At 44.0% G+C, this 19,965-nt stretch carries 20 protein-coding genes; 16 read left to right on the forward strand and 4 right to left on the reverse strand.

Translation table 11 applies throughout. The annotated features are described in order from the left end of the window. Positions 1–117: 117 nt before the first annotated feature. Positions 118–2,496: a lytic transglycosylase domain-containing protein gene (locus F6K63_RS12755; protein ID WP_008187327.1), complete on the reverse strand. Its 2,379-nt coding sequence runs from the start codon at positions 2,494–2,496 to the stop codon at positions 118–120. A gap of 276 nt (positions 2,497–2,772) precedes the next feature. Between F6K63_RS12755 and F6K63_RS12760 the strand changes: the two genes are divergently transcribed. Next, positions 2,773–2,964 carry a hypothetical protein gene (locus F6K63_RS12760; protein WP_008187328.1) on the forward strand — a complete coding sequence of 64 codons (192 nt, stop codon included), beginning with the start codon at positions 2,773–2,775 and terminating at the stop codon, positions 2,962–2,964. 125 nt (positions 2,965–3,089) lie between these two features. On the opposite strand, the gene F6K63_RS12765 is transcribed toward F6K63_RS12760, so the two are convergent. Next, positions 3,090–4,073: a 3'(2'),5'-bisphosphate nucleotidase gene (locus F6K63_RS12765; RefSeq protein ID WP_008187336.1), complete on the reverse strand. Its 984-nt coding sequence runs from the start codon at positions 4,071–4,073 to the stop codon at positions 3,090–3,092. Between the two features lie 341 nt (positions 4,074–4,414). On the opposite strand from F6K63_RS12765, the gene F6K63_RS37800 reads away from it, so the two are divergent. From F6K63_RS37800 to F6K63_RS12835, 14 genes are all read left to right on the forward strand, one after another. Next, entirely contained in the window at positions 4,415–4,621 is a 207-nt protein-coding gene (locus tag F6K63_RS37800; RefSeq protein ID WP_008187337.1) for a YqaE/Pmp3 family membrane protein, read from the forward strand. A gap of 163 nt (positions 4,622–4,784) precedes the next feature. Then, positions 4,785–4,943 carry a YqaE/Pmp3 family membrane protein gene (locus F6K63_RS12775; protein ID WP_008187338.1) on the forward strand — a complete coding sequence of 53 codons (159 nt, stop codon included), beginning with the start codon at positions 4,785–4,787 and terminating at the stop codon, positions 4,941–4,943. A 24-nt stretch (positions 4,944–4,967) separates the two neighbouring features. Then, positions 4,968–5,468 carry a hypothetical protein gene (locus F6K63_RS12780; RefSeq protein WP_008187339.1) on the forward strand — a complete coding sequence of 167 codons (501 nt, stop codon included), beginning with the start codon at positions 4,968–4,970 and terminating at the stop codon, positions 5,466–5,468. Positions 5,469–6,236: 768 nt separating this feature from the next. After that, positions 6,237–6,809: a DUF3727 domain-containing protein gene (locus F6K63_RS12785; RefSeq protein ID WP_008187340.1), complete on the forward strand. Its 573-nt coding sequence runs from the start codon at positions 6,237–6,239 to the stop codon at positions 6,807–6,809. A gap of 66 nt (positions 6,810–6,875) precedes the next feature. Next, positions 6,876–7,955 (forward strand): endolytic transglycosylase MltG, encoded by a 1,080-nt coding sequence (gene mltG, locus F6K63_RS12790; RefSeq protein WP_008187341.1) that lies wholly within the window; start codon positions 6,876–6,878, stop codon positions 7,953–7,955. Positions 7,956–8,703: 748 nt separating this feature from the next. Beyond that, positions 8,704–9,255, forward strand: a complete 552-nt coding sequence (locus tag F6K63_RS12795) for a YqeG family HAD IIIA-type phosphatase (RefSeq protein ID WP_008187348.1) — start codon at positions 8,704–8,706, stop codon at positions 9,253–9,255. A 304-nt stretch (positions 9,256–9,559) separates the two neighbouring features. Continuing rightward, positions 9,560–9,823, forward strand: coding sequence for a glutaredoxin 3 (gene grxC / locus F6K63_RS12800; RefSeq protein ID WP_008187349.1), 264 nt, complete (start codon positions 9,560–9,562; stop codon positions 9,821–9,823). Between the two features lie 155 nt (positions 9,824–9,978). Next, positions 9,979–10,953 carry a glutathione synthase gene (gene gshB / locus F6K63_RS12805; protein ID WP_008187351.1) on the forward strand — a complete coding sequence of 325 codons (975 nt, stop codon included), beginning with the start codon at positions 9,979–9,981 and terminating at the stop codon, positions 10,951–10,953. 69 nt (positions 10,954–11,022) lie between these two features. Further along, positions 11,023–11,490, forward strand: a complete 468-nt coding sequence (locus tag F6K63_RS12810; protein ID WP_008187370.1) for a DUF4870 domain-containing protein — start codon at positions 11,023–11,025, stop codon at positions 11,488–11,490. Between the two features lie 33 nt (positions 11,491–11,523). Next, positions 11,524–12,654: a Gfo/Idh/MocA family protein gene (locus tag F6K63_RS12815; protein ID WP_008187371.1), complete on the forward strand. Its 1,131-nt coding sequence runs from the start codon at positions 11,524–11,526 to the stop codon at positions 12,652–12,654. 308 nt (positions 12,655–12,962) lie between these two features. Then, positions 12,963–13,706 (forward strand): DUF4230 domain-containing protein, encoded by a 744-nt coding sequence (locus tag F6K63_RS12820; RefSeq protein ID WP_008187372.1) that lies wholly within the window; start codon positions 12,963–12,965, stop codon positions 13,704–13,706. Positions 13,707–13,955: 249 nt separating this feature from the next. Beyond that, on the forward strand, positions 13,956–14,330 hold the full coding sequence (locus F6K63_RS12825) for a DUF2237 family protein (protein WP_008187373.1): 375 nt from the start codon (positions 13,956–13,958) through the stop codon (positions 14,328–14,330). Between the two features lie 152 nt (positions 14,331–14,482). Further along, positions 14,483–15,361, forward strand: coding sequence for an SDR family oxidoreductase (locus F6K63_RS12830; protein ID WP_008187375.1), 879 nt, complete (start codon positions 14,483–14,485; stop codon positions 15,359–15,361). Positions 15,362–15,716: 355 nt separating this feature from the next. Further along, positions 15,717–17,201, forward strand: coding sequence for a GMC family oxidoreductase (locus F6K63_RS12835; protein WP_008187377.1), 1,485 nt, complete (start codon positions 15,717–15,719; stop codon positions 17,199–17,201). A 145-nt stretch (positions 17,202–17,346) separates the two neighbouring features. On the opposite strand, the gene F6K63_RS12840 is transcribed toward F6K63_RS12835, so the two are convergent. Then, positions 17,347–17,817: a hypothetical protein gene (locus F6K63_RS12840; protein ID WP_008187379.1), complete on the reverse strand. Its 471-nt coding sequence runs from the start codon at positions 17,815–17,817 to the stop codon at positions 17,347–17,349. 810 nt (positions 17,818–18,627) lie between these two features. Between F6K63_RS12840 and F6K63_RS12845 the strand changes: the two genes are divergently transcribed. Next, a complete protein-coding gene (locus tag F6K63_RS12845; RefSeq protein ID WP_044494106.1) occupies positions 18,628–19,215 on the forward strand; it encodes a hypothetical protein in 588 nt (195 codons plus the stop codon). Between the two features lie 153 nt (positions 19,216–19,368). Here F6K63_RS12845 and F6K63_RS12850 read toward each other — a convergent pair whose 3' ends face one another. Then, on the reverse strand, positions 19,369–19,572 hold the full coding sequence (locus F6K63_RS12850; protein ID WP_008187382.1) for an SPOR domain-containing protein: 204 nt from the start codon (positions 19,570–19,572) through the stop codon (positions 19,369–19,371). Positions 19,573–19,965: the final 393 nt, after the last annotated feature.

The following is a 19,965-nucleotide window of genomic DNA, read 5'->3' on the forward strand; positions in this document are numbered from 1 at the left end:
ATATAATCTATATTTATTTATTCCCTATTTTGGGGGTGTTTGTGTCTATTCTTAATAAAATTCCTGATAGCTGATCGGGTAAGGTCTGGCTGAATGTTTACGGTCAGTCTTGCTGGATTACTCTTGAGCGAAAAAGTCTACTAACTGCTGACCAACCTCAGGATTGTATAAGCGTAAGTAATTCCAGTAATTACCCAAAACTTGCTTGACATAGTTTCTGGTTTCACTAAAGGGTATAGTTTCCACAAATTCATCTAAATCAATGGGTTCATTTTCCTTTAGCCATTTCCCTACATTACCTTGACCAGCATTGTAACTAGCAATGGCGAATGCGGAGTTATCCTTATACACGCGATGGCTATGGGCAAGAAACCAGGTTCCTAGTTTAATATTATCGTTGGGATTATCGAGTTTATAGTCGTTAAAATTGATGGATTTCCCTACCCAAGCTGCAGTACTGGGCAACATTTGCATTAAGCCCATGGCACCAGCAACTGATGTAATGTTTGCCTCAAATCGGGACTCTTGACGAATTAAGGATATAACCAGTAGAGGATTAATGTTACGCTGTTTTGACTCGGTTTCGATTATCTCTAGATAGGGAAAGGGATAGAGGGCTTGCCAGTAAGCCGGTTTTTTCCTGATTTTCTGGTACTGCTCCTGTTCTTGGGAGGTTTCTCGGTCTTCGAGAGTCTCTACCTCGGAAATTCCTTTGAGGTATTCTCCCATCGCCAGCCTGAACAAGCCATCAGTAAACTGTTGTGGCACAGTCGGCTTGAGGCGAGTTTGAAATTCCCCTTGCCATAGGCTCCAAGCATCCTGGTCTTGACCAAGCTGATACAATTCCTTCAAAGCTGCTGAGCCCACAGGTAACTCGGGTCGCACCGTTGGCCAGTTTAACGTAAGGGATGACTGGCGCAGTGTGGTAAAGTCTCCCACATCCCAACCCAACTGTACCGCTGAGCGCCAAGCATAGTATGATTGAATATGATTGGTAATTACCTGCTTAAACGCTGCTTCGGCTTCCTGCTTCCGTCCTAGCTGAGTTGCCCATTTTCCCGACCAAAACCCTGCCCGACGGGCGATCAGACTGTGGGGATTATCCTTAAGGATCGGCTGAACGTTATGCCAAGCTGTCAGGATGTCTCCGTTTTGTGCCGCCTCTTGAGCCATCTGCCAGCGATAGTCCGCTGCTGCATCAGAATTGCTATAGTTGTCGATTAACAATTGATAGGCTTGCTCAGCAGCGTTGGGACTTTTGAGTTGCTCTAGAGTTTTGGCTTTGGCCAAAAGTGCCTCAGCAGCTCGGTCGGGAAAGCGATCGATAACTTGGTCTAAATACGGGATCTTGTCAATGGGTGGTTCTAGTTCAGCTAGTTGGAGATAAGCCAAGGCAGTTTCCTTGGCATCGGGAAATTCCTCGACCATCTTTTTATAAGCCAGTTTAGCTGCTCTGGGCTTTTGAGCATACTGAAGTGCTCTAGCCCCTAAGTAGCTATGCTTAGGTAATGGTTTAGCATTGCCATAAGCAGCACTGGCTTGAGCATATTTGCGGTCTTTCCAATAGGCTAATGCGATCGCTTCCCAATCTTTCGGCTGGATTATAGCACGATTTTTATCATCGACAGATTTTCCGTAATTACTAACTAGTTGATCTAGCACTAGGGTAACCCCTGGTTGGTCAAAGGTATACCTGGCTAATAACAGCATCAGTTCAGGTTGATTGGGCTGATCCTTAAGCTTTTGCTGGATTAATTCAATGATGCGAGGATGAGAAGGATAGTTTTTCAGTGCTCGTTCCCAGTATTTTGGCTCTTCCGCAGAAAAGTCATACATCTGCTGTATTTTTGCCAACCAGGGCTGCTCAAAACTCCAGATGGTGCTGGCATATTTCGGAGCAATAGATTCCTTTTCTGGTTTGCGGTAGGGTGAATCATCTGACAAGAAGGCATACAAGGCTTCAGCTGCCACTGGCTGATTACCATAGCGTTGGAGCAACTCCTGCCAAGCTTGTTGGGCTTGAGCTTTGTCCCCAGTGAATTGGTAAGCCTGTGCTCGTTTGAGCACAATATGTCCTGCTAATACTGGATATTCCCACTCTAATTTATCTAACCAACGCAGTGCCTCCCTTCCCTGCTGCCCAGCTATAGCATCAACGGCCAATAGGTAACGAGCACGACCACGATTGAGGGATTTTGGTCCAATTGCGATCGCTTCGAGTTGTGCCACCCGCTCCTCGGGGGATTGAGATGCTAGTTTTAGTACTGTAGTGTCCTTGGGATTTCTGCGCCCCATGATTTGCTGGGGGAGCAACACTACCCAACTGGTTAATCCTAGCGGGTTCTTGGGATCAATCAACACTAAGATGCTGATCGAGATCAGCAGTAGGCTCAATCCCACACTAGACGCTAGTAGGATTTGTCGTCTGGTACGCTGCCGCAATTGCTGGCGCAATAAAGGATAGTAGCGGGAGAATTTCAAACGTGACCGTTTCATAGAGCCTCCTTCTGATGCACGTCCATATTAGGATGAGATTTTGGGAATAGAAAGCTCTGTGACATCATCTCCGGCAGCATTGGTATTGTTAAGCTTGAGTAATTGGTGATTATGATCACTCAACGAGCCATTACCAATGCACCATTACTCTGACCCAAAAACACCTTTAACTATAAACACTACTGAAAGAACCGGACAGGATCTGACATTCCAACCTCTATTCCTTTAACCATATTTAGGAACCCCACAACCGTGCTGTGATTTGATAGAAGACTTATGGAACGCGGAAAAATAGTTGCTATTATAACTGGAGCTATATCGATATTGCTAGCGATCGCTTACTTAATTATTGTCCAGCTGCTGGATTTTCGAGGAGAGATGATCCCTGCTCCAGTCAGCCAATCATTAAACTGGGGATATTGGATTGGGTATTTCCCACCAATTGTTGCGCAATGGTTAATCCCTTAATAAAGCGATAAGTGTGAATGAAACTCCCCGCGCGTTTACGCGCGGGGATGCTTGGGCAAGAGAAATACTATTCCCTTGCCGGATCGTTGCCCTAGGTTCTGATCTGCCCTGTGCTTTAGCTGTTTCTAGTTAGCTGTATCCCGCAGTGCTGCCAACACCGTCTCATGAATCACACCATTGCTGACAACCACACCCTGATTTTCAACTAGCTTAGAACCGATCGAAAAGTTCAGGGGCTTGCCATGCATATCTGTAACAAGCCCACCAGCTTCCTCCACAACAATGGTGCCTGCAGCATGGTCCCAAATTTTCTCACGGTAGTTGGGATACTTCGATGACGGTAAACGTAGGTAAAGGGCTGCTTGACCAGAGGCAACCGCACCATACTTAGCCTGAGAATCCATCCGCAGGGAATCTGCAGTAATTCCCACCGCCTTAGCTACCAAATCTTGCCGAGAATGGTCACCATGACCAGACTCCACGCTTTCGACGAACCGGAGTTCTGCTGTATTGTCAGCATCAGTGACTTGAATCGATTCGGGTTCCCCACCACTAATCGGTACCATGGTTGCTCCCTGACCCCGTACTGCCACAAATAGCACACCCCGTTCACCATCTGGTTGTGCTAGGTTGACGGGTAAAGCTGGGCAAGCTAGCACTCCTACTTTCACTTCACCTTGTTCTACCAAAGCCAAGGCAACAGCATATTGATCATTACGCAGAAACCCTTTGGTGCCATCAATCGGGTCTAAGGTCCAGTAGCGAGGTCCAATCTCTCCATTGCCTAGATTAATCCAACTAACCACTGCCTCAGGAGTAGCATCATTAGTTACAGATTGCACATAACTGGTTACCTGTGCCAACTGATTCGCCATGGTTGGTTCCACCAAATCAGCAGCATCTTCTTCACCCACTACTGGATCATTAGGAAAGCCTTGGGCAAGTAAGCGGCAAATCACTGCCTGAGACCCATAATCGGCAACAGTGACAGGGCTTTTGTCACTTTTTTCCATAGCTTGAGTCACCCGTTCACTCCGGACTTGCTCACAAATTTTGGCAGCGGCTAAGGCTGCCTCAATCGCAACCTGTTTCTCTTGTTGATAAGACATTGTAAATAACTGCTCCTAAGGGCGAAAAGGTTTTTTGAAGTTTTTTTGGTCATGGGTAATAGGTATAGCTAATAGGTAATAGTCCCTTGAGTAATCACAAATCCCAATTAGGGATTACCTATTACTGACTACGAACTGCCTGGTTTTAAAGGCTTGTGGCCTAGCAGCATGTTTTTCCCTGACCTTAGGGACAGAGCTAGGAACTGGCAGTCATTCATAGGTGTCATAACCATTACAAAGGGGGAACTAATCTCCATTGCTGGCATCTTAGCTAGGAAATTCCGGATTAAGAGGAAATTACCAGGGAATTAACTAAGAGCAGTAATCGAGGTACAACAATAATGTATTTCATCCGGATCATCTGTGCCATTTTCCTGCCACCACTTGGTGTGTTCTTGCAAGTGAGTTTTGGCAAGTCATTTTGGCTTAATATTCTGTTAATGGTATTGGGTTTCATTGTAGGCACTCAACTTGGTTTTCCCAAATATGGTGTAGTGCCTGCCATACTCCATGCCGTATGGGTGACTGCTAATCAATATCAGGATTAAACTGTTTACTAGGGACTCTGCCCTAACCGAACACAGAACAGGGATTATAGGTCCGGTAACCCGGCTCTAAAACTAGAAGAATTTGGCACAATGGAAGTGAGTACGCAAACGCAGTGCTTAAGGCAATCAGCCTTGTCCTAACAAACACCAAAGGTATACCAGAATGGATTTAATTCGGATTTTATGTGCTATTTTCCTGCCACCACTGGGAGTATTTTTGCAAGTGGGTATTGGCTGGCCCTTTTGGATAAATATTCTTTTAACCCTATTGGGGTACATTCCAGGTATTATCCATGCCGTTTGGGTGATTGCCAAGAGATAAAATAAAGGATTAGACTGACTACAAATGTACAGTTCAAAACAATCATCCCAACCTGTGAAGTATAAGGCTTTGAACTATCAGGGAGTCTACCCCTGCCCAGTCTGTCGTGTGGGTCAGATTCAAAATTTATCGTTAATGGAAGCTTTTGCCTGTCACGAGTGCCGCCACATTTTCACTGCTGATCTCGAAAGGCAAATACTCAAAATAACCGATCGGCAGCCCCCAATGACCTGGCACTGGAATGGCAAAAAGTGGACAGGGGCCCATCTAGAGGGGGTTGAATGGGGATGGGTGAATTGGTTCTTAGCCTTGGCATTTGTAGTTTGTCCAACGACCTTAATTGGGGCAGCCGTTTATATGTTTCCCCCTGCCCCAGATAGTCCTGTATCTTGGCTTCCAGCTGCTTGGGTAGGGTTAACGTTTTTATGCCATCTGGCAATCGTTGTCTGGTTGGTGATGGAATTTTATCAATTTCCAGTTTGGGAGTACTTGAGAATTGGACGGCAGCGAATTATGGGTCGTTAGTTCTGTTAATTAACTTGAAAATAGTGCTGAGTATTGTTAAGAATAACACCCTTATATTTTCATCCTTTATAGTTTATAATTACTAATTCATACTTGCTCAGGCTCACAGCTCTAGCCGTTTACGTGTAAATTAAGTATAATTGGTTACAAAATTGAGTAATCCTGCTATAAGATAGGGGGTTGCTAAGCTGATGTGCATTTAAAGTTGGTTATTACCTGTTCCCAGATCCCCGCTATCCGAAGTTCCCTTCGAGTAATTTAGGTCTCCCAATCTAAATTCTGAACAGCTTAGTGCTAATTATGCTCGCGTAGCGGCTCGGAAAGAGCATCGCAACCCATGGCACTAAAACCTTTTGGCTGAGCTGATTTCCTAGAGCAACACATTCTTCTGCTCATGTTAAGTCCCACTGATTAGTTATACTTATAGGTTGCTAACAACACTTTTTTGCAACTGATTGACCGTAGGTCACGCTACGCGAACGCTATGATTGAAGAATGTGCAATTTTTAGCCATACCATAGTCAACTAATGCTTATGCTCACAGAAAGCCCATCATTGTATAAATAGTATAGACTAACCCATTCAAAGACAACTGCTGGAACTATCGTACTTGGTTTTGGTGCTATCCTGATGGGAAGCAGTCTACACTTGAGCGTACTGTCGCGTACTGTCAAAGCGTACTGTCGCGTACTGTCAAAGCGTACTGTCAAAAGGGAGGTTGGATTTCTTTCCACGACCACTTGACCACTAATAGACACATTAAGTGCCATGTTTTCATCTCAATCCCCCCAAGAAAATGGGGAATCTCCAAAAGGGGACATTACGCTGAAGGACGCTAACGGTAAAACTCTCGAATGTTACATTGAGCATTCCCTAGAGCTGGAGGGTTGTGAATACCTTCTGCTGTTACCTGTGGACTCACCCATAGAAATTGTTGCTTGGGATGATGATGAAGACTTAGCTGATGCCTCTCTAGTTGAAGATGAAGCTGAGCTTGACTTGATCTTCCCTGACGCCCAAGCTGTTCTGGCTGAGCAAAATCTTCAGCTCAAGCGCACCGCTTTTACCTTAACTGTTGCTGGTGAGTTGCCACCAGTGGACGAAGATGACATTCTCACCCTGGAAATTGAAGACGATAATGTTCCGATGGAAGCAGAGGAACTACAGGAGCTAGCGAGCTTTTATTACAAAGAACAAGAGTATGGCATTTATACGCCTGTAGAACCACTCCTGTTTTTTGCTCGCTCCAACCAATCTGGTCAACCCGAGTTACTGTCTACAGAGGAAATTAAACAAGTTCAGCCATTGCTCGAAGAACTGCTATTCGATGATCTTGATTAGGAGACAAGAACTCGGGTTGACCCCTTAAACGATTCAGGGGAAACTAGTGTTTTGGTGTATAAGAGTATGAAAACTCTCAAAAGCATCTCCAATAGGTTTTTTTATTTCGTTCTGTTGCCAACGACCCTTGGTCTTTGTGCATGGCAGGGCTGGGAGTGGTGGAGTTGGGTGGTATCCCCACCTGTTAAAGCACAATCTTCCGAAGATGTAGCTCCAACCCTCATAAAAATTGAGATTCCCCCAGGAACCCCAGGTCAGCAAATAGGCAGAGATCTTGAAGCTTCTGGTTTAATTCGCTCAGCCGATGCTTGGAAACTCTGGACTCATTGGCGTCAGCTGCTAGACCGAGATGGTGAGTTTAAAGCTGGAACTTACGAACTATCACCAACTCAACCCCTGCCAAAAATCGCCGAAACGATTTGGAAAGGGAAGGTGATGCAGCTGTCTTTCACCATACCGGAAGGGTGGTCGATTCAGCAAATGGCGGATTATTTTGAATCTCTAGGATTTTTCTCGGCTTATGACTTTATCGCTGCTAGTAGCAAAATCCCCTGGGATAAGTACCCTTGGTTGCCCAGTGAGCTCCCTCATCTAGAAGGTTATTTATACCCAGATACCTATAAGTTACCCAGTGATGGCATCTCGCCACAAGCAGTCATCCAACAAATGCTTAATCGATTTGAACAGGTAGCCTTACCAGTATACGAAAAAGGTCAGTACAAAACCCAGCTTAGTATCAATGATTGGGTAACATTAGGGAGCATTGTCGAGAAGGAAGCAGTAGTTGCTGAAGAACGCGATCGCATTGCTGGTGTCTTTACTGAACGGTTGCGGCGAGGGATGAGATTAGAAACCGATCCCACGGTTGAATATGGATTGGGGATTCGACAAACTGCTGATCAGCCCCTGACCTACAAGCAAGTGCGGCAACCCTCCCCTTACAATACCTATCTCAACCCAGGACTACCTCCGACCCCGATTGCCAGTCCTGGAATAGGGAGTTTGAAAGCAACCCTTGATCCCGAAGACACCGAATACCTGTTTTTCGTGGCTCGTTACGATGGCACTCATGTTTTTAGTAAAACCCTAACAGAACATGAAGCAGCTAAAAATGCTATCCGTAGAGAACGGCGAGCAAAGCAATAAACTACAACAACCACTGATCACAGAAGCTTTATCTACTGGGGAGGTTGAGAGAAAAGAATACCCCGTCCTCTTAGGTCTTAAAGTTACCGTAAGGAGAGGGTCGCATTAATCAATGGAGGCGCGCTTTCCGTTTGAAGAATTAAATTCTTCAAACGGAAAGCGCCTCAAGTTTTAACCTTTTTCTGCATTTGAAGTTACCTTAAGAATAAGGCAGCCTTAATCAAACAGTTTTAACCCTTTTTCCCATAGCCGACCAACCAGAAAGGCTGCCTTATTCTAAGGTTTCGTCTTTGAGCCTGCCTCAAAGTTACCGTAAGGATGGTGGAGCCTTAATCAACAAGTTTTAACCTTTTCCGCATAGCCGACTAACCATAAAGGCTCCACCATCCTAAGGTTTCGTCTTTAACCATAAAGGCGACCCTCACAATCAGGTTTCGTCTCCAGGGATGAATTTTCGACAATGTTAATATTAGGAGATAAGGGTGTCAAAAAACTGGGTATTGACCCTACTCAGCTACCGACCGTGCGGGGGAAAGTTACGCCAATGGAGATAACAGCCAATTAGGTTGTGCAAAGGATACCCCATTCCTGCGACGGATGGGGAAGTTCAAAGGTTCAATAGAACTGAATCACTTAACCGTTGCCCGCTGCCATCATCAGGCTGAGCGGGCTTAGTGTATTGACAATTGACGGGTAAGCATCAAAAATCAACAGAGTTACCAACCTTAAATTTATCAGTTAACTAAATATGTCTTGGGTCTCAAAGTTACAACCTGACTTAATCCTTGGTGGCTCCATCTTAGACCTGACACCAGAGATTCTCCAGCAATATCAGCTCTCAGGTCTAGTATTGGATGTTGACCAGACTTTAATACCAGTGACGAAATCCTGTGTTTCTGGAGAAATTGAACGGTGGGTAGAGCAAACTAGAGCGATGGTTTCCCTGTGGCTGGTTAGTAATAACCTCAGTGAACATCGCATTAGCCGTATTGCTTCCTCCCTCGATTTGCCTTACATATATGGAGCTCGCAAACCTTCGCGACGCAAGCTGAAAATAGCTGTAGATGCGATGAACCTACCTATAGACCAAGTGGCAATGGTAGGCGATCGCTTATTTACTGATGTCTTAGCTGGGAATCGACTGGGAATGTTCACCATTCTTGTAGAGCCCATAAGGGATCCGGCTATGAGTAAGTCTTTATACCCAATGCGTGATTTGGAAGTGTGGTTTTCTCAAGCCTTAGGGGTTTCGCTGACCACCATGCAACAAAACTTCAACAAACCTGACAAATCACAATAAACGGAAATATAAAGAAAATATTATAAAAATTACTAAACCAAGATTTGTCGGAAATAATAAGGGGGAGTTGGAAATTGGGTCAGCTTATATAAAGACCCTAGATATGACCAACCTTTTAAATGGGGTCAGCCTATATAAAGACCCTAGCTATAATAAGCGCCTATAACTAATAGACAGCCCAGCCTTGAGGTAATCAGGAGCTGGGCTGTCTATGATTTGGCATTACGTTACTGAGCTGGTGCGCCAAGCTAAACCACTAGTTAAAATTTAAGAAACATTACTTAACAACACGCTACCGCCAACTATGAGCCCAAACGTTGAAATCTACACCTGGAGCAGTTGCCCCTTCTGTATCCGTGCTAAAGGTCTACTAAACAAGAAGGGAGTTGAATTTACTGAATACTCTATTGATGGTGATAACCAGGCACGGGAGAAGATGGCTCAAAGGGCAAATGGAGCACGCTCTTTACCACAGATTTTTATTAATGACCAGCATATCGGTGGCTGTGATGAGCTTCACACTCTGGAATTTCAGGGTAAGTTAGACAACCTCCTCAAGGCAAGCTAACCACTAGGTGATTGAGCATCTAGTCTGTAGGATCGCTAATGGTTATCGGCAATATCCCTGTTACCCGTTCCCCGTTCAAGATCTTGACCAGTATATTCCCCAATCAAATAGTATTGCTGTAGCATAGGGGAATTGGCTGACAGGGGAATTCAACCGTGAAATTTGCGTTTATCATAGACCCTCTCCCGAAACTTGATCCCGGTCACGATACTAGTGTGGCACTGATGGAAGCCGCACAAGAATTAGGTCATGAGGTTTGGGTCACTCAGGCTCAACAATTGAGTGTTATTCAGGGTCAGGCTTGGGGGCTTCTAGAACCTGTGCAACTAACTCCAGCCAAACTCGATGACGGGCATTGGGTCGTCAGTGAGCAGTGGTACCAGACTGGTAAGGCTCTGTTGAAACCTCTAGAGGAGATGGATGCTGTCTGGATGCGGACAGACCCGCCCGTTACCATACCTTACCTCTATGCCACCTATATCTTGGATTACATCAATCCAGATAAAACCTTGGTGATTAATGCACCAACTGGCATCAGGACAGCTAACGAAAAAATGTATGCCCTCCAGTTTCAGGAAGTGATTCCACAGACCATTGTCAGTCAGGATAAATCGGTGATTCGGCAATTCGTTGAGGAAAAAGAGGCAGCAGTACTGAAACCTCTAGGAGGCAAAGCTGGTGAGGGGATTATATTTCTACAGGCAAGCGATCGCAATTTTAACTCCTTGGTGGAAATTAGCACTAAACAGGGTAGTGAGCCAGTGATGGTTCAGGCTTATCTGCCTGCGGCGAAAGATGGAGATAAGCGGATTATCCTCTTGAATGGTGAACCGATTGGAGCAGTAAATCGCATTCCCACAGGTAAGGAATTTCGGGGTAACATGGCTGTGGGTGGTCGAGTAGCGGCTACGGAAATTACTCCCCGAGAGGAAGAAATCTGTGCCCGGCTCTTGCCAAAACTGCAGCAAGATGGCTTATATTTTGTTGGCATAGACGTTATCGGCGGCTACCTCACCGAAGTTAATGTCACCAGTCCTACTGGCATCCGGGAAATTGACCGCTTAGACGGTACTCACCTGGCTAAAGAGGTAATTACCTGGGTTGAGGCAGTGAAAAACAACGGCGGTTAAACAATATAATGGCTTAACCAGACTCTTGAGCAAAGTCATGGGATGTAATGTCGGTTTTGGGTCAGTTTTATGGATCAAGTAACAGTGCCACGGAACGATAGGAAAGCTCGAATCTGGGGGATGCTGTGTCATCTATCCTCCCTGCTATGGATTCCCCTATTGATTATGGGTCTACCTATCCCTTTGGCTAACCTGGCAGGCCCGTTGATGATCTGGTTAAACAAGAGAAATAAATACCGCTTTGTCAAGGTTCACGGTCAAGAATCTATTAATTTTCAAATCTCGATTACCCTGTACGCTACCATTATCCTGACCATATTTACGGCCTTTGCCTGGGCGTTTTTCATCCTGATTGGTGCAATAAAGGGTTTTGACCGTAACTCTTGGTTGGAGCTGTTTAAGCTGATAGAATTCTGGCTATGGTGTCTAGCTAGTATCCTGGGAATCATTGATTCGCTGCTGGTGACTATGGCCTCAATCGCTGCTCAATATGGTAGGGTTTACCGTTACCCATTTACCCTGCGATTTTTAAGATAAGCACTAATAATATAAGTCACGAGATAGTCTAGAATGGCTGAGTTTTCTGCAACAGGTGCAACTGAACAGCTACCTACAATTGGTGTAGCGGTAGTGGGAACTGGATTTGGACAAAAAATCCACATCCCTGGCTTTAAAGCTCATTCCCGGACGGAAGTGGTGGCTGTCTATCACCGAGACCCGGATCAGGCAAATGCGATCGCAAACCAATATGATATTCCCCATGGATGCGATCGCTTAGAAGATATCCTAGCTTTACCGGAAGTAGAAGCAGTTAGCATCTGTACTCCCCCGTTTCTGCACTACGAAATGGCCAAAAGGGTTCTAGAAGCAGGGAAACATCTGCTACTAGAGAAACCGATGACTTTAAGGGCAACCGAAACCGAGGAGCTTTACCAACTCGCTACAGAAAAGGGTGTTGTCGCTATACCTGATTTTGAATTCCGCTTCATCCCCTCATGGCAGCTATTAGCGGAATATCTCGAAAAAGACTATGTCGGTAAAAAGCGTCTGATTAAAATTGACTGCTTATTCTCTAGCCGAGCCAATCCTGAACGCCCCTGGAACTGGTATGCTCAAAAGGATAAGGGTGGCGGAGTACTAGGCGCAATTGGTTCTCACGTTTTTGATTATATTCATTGGCTATTTGGACCAGTGCAGCGGTTGTGTGCTCAAGTGAGTACTGCAATTCCAGCACGACCAGACCCCAATGCTAGCAATTTACTTAAGCCAGTAGATGCTGATGACACCTGTCTGTTATTACTGGAATTGGCAGATGGTACCCCTTGTCAACTCAGTATTAGTTCCGTAACCTATGAAGGGCGAGGTCACTTTGTAGAGGTTTATGGCGATCGCGGCACCTTAGTTTTAGGCAGTAACAATCTCAAAGACTACGTTCATGGATTTCGTCTGTGGGCAGCTACCGCAGGTCAATCCTTGATGGAAGTAGAAATTCCCCAGCGACTAGCATTTCCTGAAACCTATCTCGATGGTCGTTTAGCCCCATTTATCCGGGTGGTTGACCATTGGGTGCAAGCCATTGACAATGGTAGCGTCACTACACTATCTCTCAAAGAAGGAGTGTACTCCCAGATGTTAATGGATTTAACCCATGAGTCCCATGAAACTAGAAGTTGGGTTGAGGTAGATAAGCACAAGTATTAAGCATCAAGTATGAAAGAATAGAGACGAGGTACTTTAGCCAATCGATAACTGCTATATAACAACATAGCAGTTGCTTACAAGCAATCGCTCCATAGAATTGTTAATCAGGCTATTCGGTACCTATTATGCTAGTCTTTTAACTTGAATCAATCGCCTAAAACTAGGTGTATAGGTTTGATATTTTTATAATAGATTTTTTACACTAAATATAATTTAGTTATTCTTATATAATAGCATAGATTGAGAATAACTAACTGTTAATAATTAAAGTTCATAATTCCTGACGATAATTTTTAAGGTAAACAAAAATGAAAAGTCAGCATCAAAAGCATCAGTTACTTAGCATTATCTCTAGTATACCTAGAGGTTTGATTTTGATGAGCACAGGGGGCATGATAATCACGACGCTAATTATAGGAGTGGTGATGTGGCGCACTAGCTCCCGCTTGTTTGAACAAGTTAATGGTCTATTCGACTTATCACAATTAAACTTATCACAGCCAGAACCAGATGTGGATGTCAGAAACGTTGTGGTTAATAAAGTTCGTGATGTTAGTGAATTGACCACTGCTGTGTTTAGCATGGAGGCGGTGGTCCCAACTCGTCAAGATAGAAACTTAGGACAATATCGCTTAGCGTCAACGACATTACTCTATATTGCTTATGGGGAAGTGCGAGCTGGGGTTGATTTAGGGAAATTAAGCGTCGATGATGTCAAAGTCAGCAATGACTCGATCCAAGTGCAGTTACCAGCGCCCCAATTACTGGATAGCAAGATTGATGTTACCCGTTCCCAGATTTACGACTACAACCGAGGATTTTTGGGTCTCGGACCTGATGTTGCTCCTCAATTACAGATGCTAGCTCAACAGCAAACCCTCCGGAAAATTCAGGCTACTGCTTGTCAGCAAGGTGTGCTAGAGCAAGCTAATCAAAGGGCGCAATTAGTGGTTACTAATTTATTGATGACAGCTGGTTACAAAACCGTAGATGTAAAGCTTCAACCTTCATCACCATCGATGTGTATGGCAGCTTCGTCTCTAGCATCTTAGTATAGTCTTTGGTAAGTATTCAGCAGTCAGCTCTCAGCAGTCAGCTCTCAGCAGTCAGCTCTCAGCTAAAAAAAAATTATTTACCGTAGCGTGGCACAGGCTTCGACTATTAAAAAGCTGATAACTGATAGCTGAATGCTGAACGCGCACGCGTGCGCGTAGCGCATTAGCTGAATGCTGACCACTGATAGCTAATAGCTTACAACAAAATACCAACATTATTGGCTTAAATAAAGTTTACTATTTATCATGAACAATGATGCCAAAAACGTCCTTGGCGGAACACTAAAAGTGTGCTGCACATTTCCGATGACGGGATTTTTTCGGAATGGAAAATGTGATACAGGACCATCTGACGTTGGTGTACATATCGTTTGTGCAGAAATGACTGCAGAGTTTCTCTCCTTTACTCAGTTAAGGGGCAATGATTTGAGTACACCATCCCCTATATATAATTTTCCTGGTCTTAAACCCGGAGATCAATGGTGTTTGTGTATCAGTCGTTGGAAGGAGGCGCTGGATGCTGGAGTTGCGCCACCGGTGATTTTGTCAGCAACCCATGAAGCAGCGCTTGATTACATTCCTTTAGAGGTATTTAAGGAACACGCTATTATTAACCGCTAACCGTCGATGGTTGACTGGAAAGGGTGCATATCATTAAAGCTGTTTGACTCTGTGGTGCGTTACGGGGCGGACTATCCCAGCGCTGGCTACGAGGCGAAAAATAAGGGCAAGTCCGCCCCTAACGCACCCTACGCACCTAACCCTAAATTTTGATGAGAAAAAAACTCTTAGTCACAGGAGCTAGCGGTTTTCTAGGATGGAACCTTTGTCAGCTCGCCAAAGAACAATGGGATATTTATGGAACGTATTTTTCCCAAACGATAGATATTCCGGGAATAACCTTGGTAAAGGCTGACTTGAGAGAATTTCAGGAGATAAAGCATCTGTTTGCTGAGATTCAACCAGCAGGAGTAATTCATACCGCAGCTCAATCTAAACCTAATTTTTGCCAGACCCATCGAGAGGAATCATACTCGATTAATGTTACAGCTTCTATCAATATTGCTCGACTAAGTGCAGATTATGATATCCCTTGCGTGTTTACCTCTACTGACTTGGTCTTCGATGGTTTAAATCCTCCTTATCTGGAAACTGATCCGGTATCGCCTATCAGCTATTACGGTGAGCAAAAAGTGATGGCAGAAGAAGGGATGCGATCGCATTATCCTAAAGTCGCGATTTGCCGCATGCCCTTAATGTTTGGTATAGTTCCCCCTACTGCTAGTAGCTTTATCCAACCCTTTCTCAAAATCATCAGAGAAGGGCGACCCTTGAGCTTATTTACCGATGAAATTAGAACCCCTGTCAGTGGCACAACAGCAGCCAAGGGATTGTTATTAGCTCTAGAGAAAGTCCAAGGTCTAGTTAATCTGGGCGGAAAAGAACGGATCTCCCGCTATGACTTTGGTTGCCTGATGGCTGAGGTGTTTGAACTTTCCCAAGATAACTTAGGACGCTGTCTACAAAAAGATGTACCGATGGCTGCTCCTAGATCTCCCGATACTTCATTGGATAGTTCATTAGGATTTAGTTTGGGATATCAACCGTTATCAGTGCGGGAGCAATTGGAAGGGTTAAGGGGGAAAGTGTAATTATGTAAGCGGTCAGCGGTCAGTGGTCAGCCATCAGTGGTTAGCAGTCAGCGGTCAGCTTTGTGGTAAAGGCTTCGACGCTATGACTTTCGTGAGTATTAAACTAATACTTACCTATTTTATTCAACAACTGATTACTGATAGCTAACCGTTGATAGCTGAATGCTTAGGGGGTGATTTCCCTACCCGTAGTTGCAGTAGCCTGCGCCAATGCGCAATGCAAAAACAGTAGAATCTAATATTGATAGATTAATGAGAATTGAAAGTCTTCATCAAAGTTCTTGGCCTTGGCCAATTGCTATCAGCTTAAGCTGATAGCAAAATTAATTAGCAGATTCTACTGGGAGCAGTCAATATGGCAGAAGCAAATTTCATGTATGACTACATTGTGATTGGTGGAGGTTCTGCGGGAAGCATAGTAGCTTCAAAGCTTGCTGCTTCTGACTCAAATTCACAAATTCTCCTGATCGAAGCTGGAAAGCTCCTACTCAATCCCAAGATGTACAACCCAAGTGATTGGTTTGAAGTCCTACAACAACATCCAGAGATTGATTGGGGTTATAAGTCAGTACCTCAAACAAATTTAAACAACCGTGTAATCATGCTGCCCCAAGCAAAAGCCCTAGGTGGGTGTGCATTACATAATGCCATGGTTTATGTCAGAGGTGGACGCTCTGACTTTGATGAGTGGGGTAAGGTAGCACCCGGTTGGTCATGGAATGATGTACTACCGCACTTTGAAAGTGTAGAGCAAATCATTAAGGTTTTGGTGGCTCAGACAGATAATTTGAATTTCATTAACGATTTATTCGCTGCTGCTAACCAGTACGGTTTACCTGAAAATCCTAATTATAATACCAGCGAGAGTCAATATGGATACGCTCCATTTCAGTTCAACAATATCAAAACACTTTCAAAGCTTTTTCGTGAAACCACATTTAACACTTTTTTACCAGCGGTTCATACAAATGTAACTATAATAGCTGAAGCTTTGGTAACCAAGATCCGATTTAATAATACCAAAGCAATTGGTGTTGAATATGTTCAGAAGAACGAAAAATACTTTGCAGGGGTGCGACATGAGGTTGTGCTGAGTGCTGGTGCGATTGCGAGTCCAAAAATCTTGATGCTTTCAGGCATTGGCGACGAAACTGAGTTGGCGAAATTTGATATTCCAGTAGTTGTGAATGTTCCAGAAGTAGGGAAGAATTTACATGATGATCTTTTTGTTAGTGCCGGATTTTCTATTCCCGAAGATAAAGATGTACCAGTGTATTCCTATAGCCTAGCTCCAGCTGTGATTTTCGGCTCTACGGAAAATAGTAGTTCAGTTGTTGATATAGAGTGTTCAGTGGGAGTGGGAACACTCAAAGGTTTCCCTGGCCCAAAAAATTCTTTTTGGTTATGGCCAAATGTCATGCACTTGAAGAGTAAGGGAACTATTACGCTGGGTTCAAGTTCTCCTGATCAAGCTCCTGTTGTTGATCCAAAGTATCTGACAGTGCCAGGAGATCTCCAGTCATGTATAACAGCGCTTCAGTTAGGTATCGATATTGGCAATCAATCCAGCTTGGGGCAATGGCGGGAAAAACAAATTGCTCCAGAACCGGGAACAGATTTCGAGAGTTACATCAGAGAAACAGCTAATACAACACAGCACTATTGCGGAACTTGCAGAATGGGGATTGATCAGAATTCTGTGGTGGATACAGAACTTAACGTTCGAGGAGTATCAGGTCTGCGTGTGATTGATGCTTCTGTCTTCCCATTACCGATAACTGCAAACACAGCAGCAGCAACAATGATGATTGCTGATAAGGGAGGTGACATTTTGACCTGACGGGGTGACAAGGAGCATTCCGCGCCTTACTGGGTGAAGAATGAAGAATGCAGAATGCAGAATGCAGAATGCAAAAAACTTCCAATTCTTAATTCTTAATTCTTAATTCTTCATTCCTTAAAGATGTCTTAGTGTAAGTCCTGAGTTATTTCTTTGTGATGCCCTGAATCTTGGAATACTCCTGAACCTTAGAGATGAACATTGTGCCGACATCCCCTTCACACTTGGACTCAGAAGTGTTGAAGTTGTAGACCACACTGATAGCATTGCGGTCCCTGGTTATCGCCCCCCAATTTTTAGCTATTGTGGTGTCCGGCTTTCCCTCAGGAGATATTTCCAATTCAATAAAGTTGTTAAACTTGCCTGACAATGTACCTTTGAAAAGTCGTTCAGGAGAACATTTTGTGTTGCCCACCACTGAGGTACCGAATACGTTATCCCCCTCTTGATTTATATACATCTCGATCACACCGTTATAGGTGGTAGCATTCAAACTAGTCCAAGTTCCTATCCACTCACCCTCGAGACTTCCTGGGTTTGAGACAGAAGCCTCCGCCGCGCTAACATTGGCGAAGAGCAGGAATATTGAAGCAACCAACATGATCACTATACGCATTATTATCTCCTTAATAGAAGGTTATGAAAGATCAGCTTACCTGTCAAAAGACCTAATATAACAACTATAGCATTATTGCCAACAATCTCGACTAAATTAACAAAACTTAATATTTTAAAAAAATCAAGGACATTGCTATTTAAGGTCACTTAAAATTAGTACTCATAACCTATAGCGCTTTCAAACTATTTGTCAATTCATAAATCATGGAAAAAGTCAAGAGGCAATAGTAGCAATAGAACCATATCTTTATAGTAAATTAAAAAAAATACTTTCTCAGTTTACATCTCAAATGAAAATACTATATAGCGTTTTCAAACTATCTATTTGTAAATTCATAAATTATCGAAAAAGTCAAGAGGCAATAGGCAAGAGCTCCAGAGTTTTTTCTTAAAATACAAGAAGACCTGATCGCTTTTAGCGGCTCCAAAGAAAGGAGCATCGCGAAGCGTGGCTCACGGCCTTTCAGTTTACATCTCAAATGAAAATGCTATAGCTGATAAGCAGGCACACAAAATTAATTGCACATTTTTTAAAATTCAAAGCCTTGCAGGGTAAGGGTCACAGAGATTTAGAGTAGGCAATTAATTCTGTGTAGGTGCTTAGCACCTCAAGTAGCGTGCGCGTAGCGCATAAGCTGACGGAGTGATTTCCCTACCGATAGTTCGGTAGTCAGCACGAAACAAAACAAATCTCCCAAAAGTCAATAGTCTTAAGTAAAGAGGCAAACACCAGCAATTGGTCTTGATACTGCTGGTAAGTTCTCTACCTTGGCCTATGGGTACACCTTCAACTAATCAAGGGAATCAGATGAAAAACTTGCGTGCAATCACTCCATCTTCTTATATTATTGCTGCCTGTGCATTAACCGGGATTGTATCCTTTAGTGCAGTAACTAGCCAAGCTGGTCAAATGAAGTTCTTACCATCAGGTAACTCTACCGCAAGCGCTCAGGTTGAATCAGTAGACAATCAAGACCTACTGGCAGCAGTACCGATTCCCAGCAGTGAATTACCACCAGCCCTAGAGAAGAATACCGTATTTCGTGCGATCGCAAGTGGTGGTTTCTTTGGTCAAACCGTTGAAACCCGTCTGCTCAAGAATGGACAAGTGATTCAGCAGTACATAAGGATCAATGGGAATAGCACTCCCACTGAGATTGCTCGCATTTCCCGTCAAGATGTCAAAGGCTTTAAGAAGTTTCTCAACAAAGAGGTAGACTTTGGTCAGTTTGATCAGTTGAGTTACCCTGCTGCTATTGGTGCTGCTGATTATATCAGTGTTACTCTGAGCAGCAATGCTGGTACCACACGTTATGCCGATATTGGTCATGACCAGCTCCCAGAAGCTTTGCAGCAAGTGATTCAGAATTGGGAGACTATCGTGAGTAGTAAGTGATGTGTCAGCGGTTAGTGGTCAGCGGTCAGTGGTCAGCAGTCAGTAGTCAGTAGTCAGTGGTTAGCTACAATAACACAGATTAAACCAATGCATACCAAAAACTTAATGCTGAAAGCTGATTGCTGAAAGCTGATTGCTGATAGCTTAAGCTCCCTACTCCATCTCCTCAGATTCTCCCTCTATATCCTGGCCAATATCAAAGATAATGATAAATTCAGCATCAGGCATTAACCGCTTCAGAGCCTGCATGTGACCTTCTGCATCCGAGCGATTGCGGAAACGACCAACAACCACTCTTTGCATCATGGGCAATAACCGAACTACCGCCCATGGATAGAGGCGCTGAGAGTACGTCATAATATTAAGTTATCTCCTTAACTGGGGGACGAGAGCCAGCCTGAGAGGGTGGAAAATCTGGGGCTGGCTCTTACCGTGGAACGTTTTAGCGCCCACGGTAATTTTATTATAGCATAAATAATCTTATATTATAACATATTTTGAAAAATTTTGTAACGAACAGGGAATAGGGAGCAGGGAGCAGGGAATAGGGAGTAGTGGAGTGGGGAAAAATCCTGTGTAATAAATTAATTAATGTGTTAGATAACTATGTATGATGCGACCTTAGAGCCGCTTCCGATTCCCAATTTCCTAACTATTCCGATATTGACGTAATCGCTAATAGTGGAAACCACAGCAGTTGACTTGCTACCCACCCTTTCCACGCTTAACACACTTTTATACCTATTACCT

This window comes from Moorena sp. SIO1G6 (assembly GCF_010672795.1).
Classification (GTDB): domain Bacteria; phylum Cyanobacteriota; class Cyanobacteriia; order Cyanobacteriales; family Coleofasciculaceae; genus Moorena; species Moorena producens.

Bases quoted from the DNA above. Each gene is read 5' to 3' on its own strand.
- F6K63_RS12755 (WP_008187327.1), bottom strand. From the start codon at position 2,496: ATGAAACGGTCACGTTTGAAATTCTCCCGCTACTATCCTTTATTGCGC.
- F6K63_RS12760 (WP_008187328.1), top strand. From the start codon at position 2,773: ATGGAACGCGGAAAAATAGTTGCTATTATAACTGGAGCTATATCGATA.
- F6K63_RS12765 (WP_008187336.1), bottom strand. From the start codon at position 4,073: ATGTCTTATCAACAAGAGAAACAGGTTGCGATTGAGGCAGCCTTAGCC.
- F6K63_RS37800 (WP_008187337.1), top strand. From the start codon at position 4,415: ATGTATTTCATCCGGATCATCTGTGCCATTTTCCTGCCACCACTTGGT.
- F6K63_RS12775 (WP_008187338.1), top strand. From the start codon at position 4,785: ATGGATTTAATTCGGATTTTATGTGCTATTTTCCTGCCACCACTGGGA.
- F6K63_RS12780 (WP_008187339.1), top strand. From the start codon at position 4,968: ATGTACAGTTCAAAACAATCATCCCAACCTGTGAAGTATAAGGCTTTG.
- F6K63_RS12785 (WP_008187340.1), top strand. From the start codon at position 6,237: ATGTTTTCATCTCAATCCCCCCAAGAAAATGGGGAATCTCCAAAAGGG.
- mltG (WP_008187341.1), top strand. From the start codon at position 6,876: ATGAAAACTCTCAAAAGCATCTCCAATAGGTTTTTTTATTTCGTTCTG.
- F6K63_RS12795 (WP_008187348.1), top strand. From the start codon at position 8,704: ATGTCTTGGGTCTCAAAGTTACAACCTGACTTAATCCTTGGTGGCTCC.
- grxC (WP_008187349.1), top strand. From the start codon at position 9,560: ATGAGCCCAAACGTTGAAATCTACACCTGGAGCAGTTGCCCCTTCTGT.
- F6K63_RS12810 (WP_008187370.1), top strand. From the start codon at position 11,023: ATGGATCAAGTAACAGTGCCACGGAACGATAGGAAAGCTCGAATCTGG.
- F6K63_RS12815 (WP_008187371.1), top strand. From the start codon at position 11,524: ATGGCTGAGTTTTCTGCAACAGGTGCAACTGAACAGCTACCTACAATT.
- F6K63_RS12820 (WP_008187372.1), top strand. From the start codon at position 12,963: ATGAAAAGTCAGCATCAAAAGCATCAGTTACTTAGCATTATCTCTAGT.
- F6K63_RS12825 (WP_008187373.1), top strand. From the start codon at position 13,956: ATGAACAATGATGCCAAAAACGTCCTTGGCGGAACACTAAAAGTGTGC.
- F6K63_RS12830 (WP_008187375.1), top strand. From the start codon at position 14,483: ATGAGAAAAAAACTCTTAGTCACAGGAGCTAGCGGTTTTCTAGGATGG.
- F6K63_RS12835 (WP_008187377.1), top strand. From the start codon at position 15,717: ATGGCAGAAGCAAATTTCATGTATGACTACATTGTGATTGGTGGAGGT.
- F6K63_RS12840 (WP_008187379.1), bottom strand. From the start codon at position 17,817: ATGCGTATAGTGATCATGTTGGTTGCTTCAATATTCCTGCTCTTCGCC.
- F6K63_RS12845 (WP_044494106.1), top strand. From the start codon at position 18,628: ATGAAAAACTTGCGTGCAATCACTCCATCTTCTTATATTATTGCTGCC.
- F6K63_RS12850 (WP_008187382.1), bottom strand. From the start codon at position 19,572: ATGACGTACTCTCAGCGCCTCTATCCATGGGCGGTAGTTCGGTTATTG.